Origin of the sequence: Mesorhizobium sp. M7A.F.Ca.CA.004.12.1.1, assembly GCF_003997835.1 — a bacterium.
Lineage (GTDB): Bacteria > Pseudomonadota > Alphaproteobacteria > Rhizobiales > Rhizobiaceae > Mesorhizobium.
In genome coordinates, this window is the sequence record NZ_RZRK01000518.1 from 1 (window position 1) to 4,379 (window position 4,379).

The 4,379-nt window shown below is 65.2% G+C and carries 4 protein-coding genes; 3 read left to right on the forward strand and 1 reads right to left on the reverse strand.

What is annotated here, in order from left to right:
* Positions 1 to 135 precede the first annotated feature (135 nt).
* On the reverse strand, positions 136 to 1,389 hold the full coding sequence (locus EN984_RS24000; protein WP_127267693.1) for an MFS transporter: 1,254 nt from the start codon (positions 1,387 to 1,389) through the stop codon (positions 136 to 138).
* 304 nt (positions 1,390 to 1,693) lie between these two features.
* Between EN984_RS24000 and EN984_RS24005 the strand changes: the two genes are divergently transcribed.
* From EN984_RS24005 to EN984_RS24015, 3 genes are all read left to right on the forward strand, one after another.
* On the forward strand, positions 1,694 to 2,044 hold the full coding sequence (locus EN984_RS24005) for a RidA family protein (RefSeq protein ID WP_127267694.1): 351 nt from the start codon (positions 1,694 to 1,696) through the stop codon (positions 2,042 to 2,044).
* A gap of 24 nt (positions 2,045 to 2,068) precedes the next feature.
* Complete coding sequence (hydA, locus tag EN984_RS24010) at positions 2,069 to 3,499, forward strand: dihydropyrimidinase (protein WP_127267695.1); 1,431 nt, start codon at positions 2,069 to 2,071, stop codon at positions 3,497 to 3,499.
* Positions 3,484 to 4,379 (forward strand): nitrilase-related carbon-nitrogen hydrolase (locus EN984_RS24015; protein ID WP_127383994.1); only part of this gene is annotated, 896 nt, incomplete at its 3' end. The genes hydA and EN984_RS24015, both read left to right, overlap by 16 nt.

Consider the following 4,379-nt stretch of genomic DNA (forward strand, 5'->3'; position numbering starts at 1 on the left):
GCCTCCAGCTCATAATCGGCGCAGATCACGCCGGCGCCTTCCGCGACGCAGCGCCGGGCAATGGCCGCGCCAATGCCGCTTGCGGCGCCTGCTATCAGGACAGCGCTGCCTTCGAGACGGTTCATCGCGGCCTCCTCAAACCCGTTCCTCGATACGTTGCATGACCGGCGCCGTGACCGGCCGGCGCAGAAGATTGTAGCAGGCGGCCAACGTGACCAGGGCAGCGCCGCCGCCGAGCAGCAGGAACATGGCGGGAGGTCCAAGATGCGCCATCAACCCCGCGGCGACGCCCGGCGTTGCCACATTGCCGATCGAGTAGAGCAGGAGCAGCGTGCCGGAGGCGGCGACCATGTGCCGGCTATGAAGCTGCGATGCGCCGAAGGCCATCGCCACCGGATAGATCGTCAGCGCCGTGGCGCCATAGATGAAGAACAGCACGAAGAGCAGAGGCACCGACAGGGTGCCGACCCAAGCGATCAAGGCGCAGGCCGTCACCGATACCAGCCCTTGCACCAGCAGTATCAGGCGGCGGTCGAAACGGTCAGAAAGCCAGCCGACCGGGGTCTGCGCCACCATTCCGGCAATGCTTATCGTGGTCACCAGCCAGACCGTGGCCGCCGCCGACAGGCCGATCTGCGTTCCGTAAAGAGGCGTCAGCACGAAGACGTTCATGTTGGTGATGCCGCCCTGGAAAATCGCCACGACCGTCACCGGCGCCAGCCTGAAGAGCGCCAGCGGTCCCAGCCGCCTGTCTGCCTTGGCTCCGGACGCGGGCGCCGGATCACTCGGCACCGAAGGCAGCGCCGGCCAGCGCACCCCGGCGAAGTTGGGCGCAAAGGCCACAAGCACCGTCGCCATCGCGACCAGAAACAGATGCGGAGATTGCGGACCGACCATCGCCACCAGGACCTGGCCAAGCAGCACGGCAATCGCCGTCGTCAGCATGTAGAGCGCGAATAGCGAGCCGCGATTGTGCTGTTCGGCATAGAGATTGATCCAACTCTCGCAGACGACGAACATCGAGGCCATCGACATGCCGCCGAGCAGCCGCAAGCAGAACCATGCCGGCATGAAGTCGGTAACGACGAAGCCCAGGGCCGACAGCAGCGCAGTTGCCAGGACCAGCAGGAATGTCCGCTCATGGCCGTAGCGGGTGACCAATGGACGCGTCACTAGGCATCCGATCAGGAAACCGGCCGGATAGGCGGTCAGCACGATCTGCACGGTTCCGGGATCGACGCCGGCTTTGCCGAGGTGGAACGACACCGCTGTCGTCAGCATGGCGCTGCCGATACAGGCGAAACAGACGCCTGCCATCATCGGCAGCGTTGCGCGGGAGCGCTCGGCGTTCTGCCAAAAGCGCATCGCGGATTGACCGATCGATCCCATGAATGCCGCGCCTGGCCGACTAGGACGGACGCCGGAGATCGCAAGCAGGATCGACAAGCGGCGCCGGATTCTTGTGCATTGCGACGGCTCCCCTTGGCAGTCACGCTGGCCGGCGGCTGCTCTCCCAAACAGAAGCTACACCCAGTCATGCCTGCTGCAAGCGAAGATTGACACGGCTATGGCGTCATTTTTTTTGGCCATCCCGGCGGCGGAAAACGGCGTTGCGCCCTGCGAAAGGCTTTACAGTCCTTTAGTGCGCTCCCTACGATAGGTCGCCTGTCAAAGATCGAGAGGGGACCCCGAGATGACGATCGAACGTCTTGAGAACGGCCAACGCTTTTGCCGGGTGTTGCGCCATAACGGCACCGTTTATGTTTCCGGCCTGACGGCGGACGACCTTTCAAGCGACACCACCGCGCAGAGCAAGCAGATATTCGCCAAGATCGATGCGCTTCTGGCCAAGGCCGGCAGCGACAAGTCGAAACTCCTGAGCGCTCAGATCTGGCTGCGTGACATCGCCGACTTCGACATGATGAATATGGCTTGGGATGCCTGGATCGACCGCAGCGCCATGCCGGTGCGCGCGACGGTGGAGGCGCGGCTTGCCGGCGACCAGTATCGCGTCGAGATCATGGTGACGGCGGCGGTCGGCTGACGCCGATTGGGGTGGGCAAACCGAATGCATGAGCTGGTGATCAAAGGCGGACGCGTTGCCCTCGACGACGGTTGGGCCGAATGCGATATCGCCATCGACGACGGCCGCATCGCCGCCACCGGGACGGGCCTGGCCGGCAAATCCTTGATCGGCGCCGGCGGTCGTTGGGTCATGCCGGGCGGCATCGATGCCCATTGCCATCTCGACCAGCCGGTCTGGGGCGGGGCCGGCAATGCGGATGATTTCGAATCCGGCACCATCTCGGCTGCCTTCGGTGGCACGACATGCATCGTCCCGTTCGGCATGCCGGGTCCGGAGATGAGCACCGTCGCCGCCATCGATCGAGCGCTCGACCGTGCCACAGGGCGCGCGGTGATCGATTACGGGCTGCACGCGGTGGTGACCATGGGCACCGGCCCGGATGTCGAGCAACAGCTTTCGCTGCTCGCCGGCCGCGGTATCGCGTCGGTCAAGCTGTTCATGACCTATCAGGGCTTTGCCGTCGATGACGATCTGTTCTTCAGGGTGCTCGATGCTGCCCATAGGCTTGGCTGGATCGTCATGGTCCATGCCGAGAACGATGCCGCCATAAGGCGCACGCGGCAGCGCCTGATCGATCTCGGCCGCACCGATATCCGCTACCATGTCGTTGCCCACAGCGAGACAATGGAGCGGGAGGCAACGCATCGTGCGTTGGCCTTCGCCGAAATGACCGGCGCGCGCATGACCATCGTCCACGTCTCCTCCTGGCAGTCGGCCGAGGAGGTGGCGCGGGCGCGCGGGCGAGGGGTGGATGCGATAGCCGAGACCTGCCCGCAATATCTGTTCATCGGCGCCGCCGACCTCGACCGGCCGGCCATGGATGCGGCGCGCTTTGTGTTTTCGCCGCCGCCGCGCTCGCCGCGCAGCCATCGGCATCTGTGGCAGGCGCTGATCGATGGCGGCATCGACCTGTGGTCGTCGGACCATTCGCCCTATTTCTTCGCCGACAAGATCGCTCGGTCGCAGACACCCGACTTCACCACCACGCTGAGCGGCATTCCCGGCATCGAGACTCGTCTGCCGCTGCTCTTCTCGGAGGGACTGCTGAGCGGCCGCCTGACGCTCGAGCGCTATCTCGATCTCACCTCGCGCAACGCCGCCGCGATCTATGGCCTGGCCCATGCCAAGGGGCGCATAGCGGTCGGCCTCGATGCCGATCTGGCGCTGTGGGATCCGACAGTGACCTGGACGCTCGGGCACCGGGCGCTGCATTCGCGTGTCGACTTCACGCCCTATGAGGGCAGGAGCGTGACGGGCAAGCCGACCACTGTGCTGGTGCGCGGCGTGCCGGTTGTCGCCGACGGCGAACTCCAGGTGCAGCCGGGGTTCGGACAGTTCGTAGAGCGCAGCGCCGCCGATCCGGCCCGCTCGGGAAAACCAGTCGAGGAGATGATGCCGTGGCTCGATGCCTGACTATCGCGGTCGCCCAGACCGGGCCAATCCAGCGCAGTGCGACGCGGAGCGAGACGGTCGATCGCCTCATCCACTTGCTGGAACAGGCAGCTTCCGCCGGGGCGGAGATTGCCGTGTTTCCCGAGATGGCGCTGACCACTTTCTTCCCGCGCTGGCGCATCGACGATCAGGCGGAGATCGACGCCTTCTTCGAAAGGGCAATGCCGGGGCCCGAAACGCGATGCCTCTATGATGCCGCCGCCCGCCTCAAGATCGGCTTCGCGCTCGGCTATTGCGAGATCGCAAGGGAAGACGGCCGCACGCGCTGTTTCAACACCATGGACCTTGTCGGCCCGGACGGGCGGTTCATCGGCCGCTACCGCAAGATGCATGTGCCGGGGTCGAGCGAGCCGGAGGAAGGCATCACCACGCATCTCGAACGTCGCTATTTCGAACCGGGCAATCTCGGCTTTCCGGTCTTCGACTATCGCGGCGTGCGTGTCGGCATGGCGATCTGCAACGATCGCCGCTGGCCGGAAACCTACCGCATGCTTTGCCTCAATGGCGCCGAGGTGGCCTTGCTCGGCTACAACACGCCACTGCTGCTCGACGAGGCGCCGGCGCTGGCGCATCTGCGAATGTTCCACAACCATCTGCCGATGCAGGCCGGCGCCTACCAGAACACGCTGTGGGTCGCTGCGGCCGCCAAGGCGGGGCTGGAAGACGGCCAGGCACTGATCGGCGGGTCCTGCATCATCGCGCCGACCGGCGAGATCGCCGCGCAGGCGATGTCGCTCGACGACGAGGTCATCGTCCACCGCGCCGATCTCGACCTGATCGAGACCTGCCGGAAAGTGAATTTCAACTTCGCGCTCTATCGCCGCCCCGACCAGTACCGGCG

Excerpts from the sequence above, each read along its gene's own strand:
- EN984_RS24000 (WP_127267693.1), bottom strand. The coding sequence starts at position 1,389 with ATGGGATCGATCGGTCAATCCGCGATGCGCTTTTGGCAGAACGCCGAG.
- EN984_RS24005 (WP_127267694.1), top strand. The coding sequence starts at position 1,694 with ATGACGATCGAACGTCTTGAGAACGGCCAACGCTTTTGCCGGGTGTTG.
- hydA (WP_127267695.1), top strand. The coding sequence starts at position 2,069 with ATGCATGAGCTGGTGATCAAAGGCGGACGCGTTGCCCTCGACGACGGT.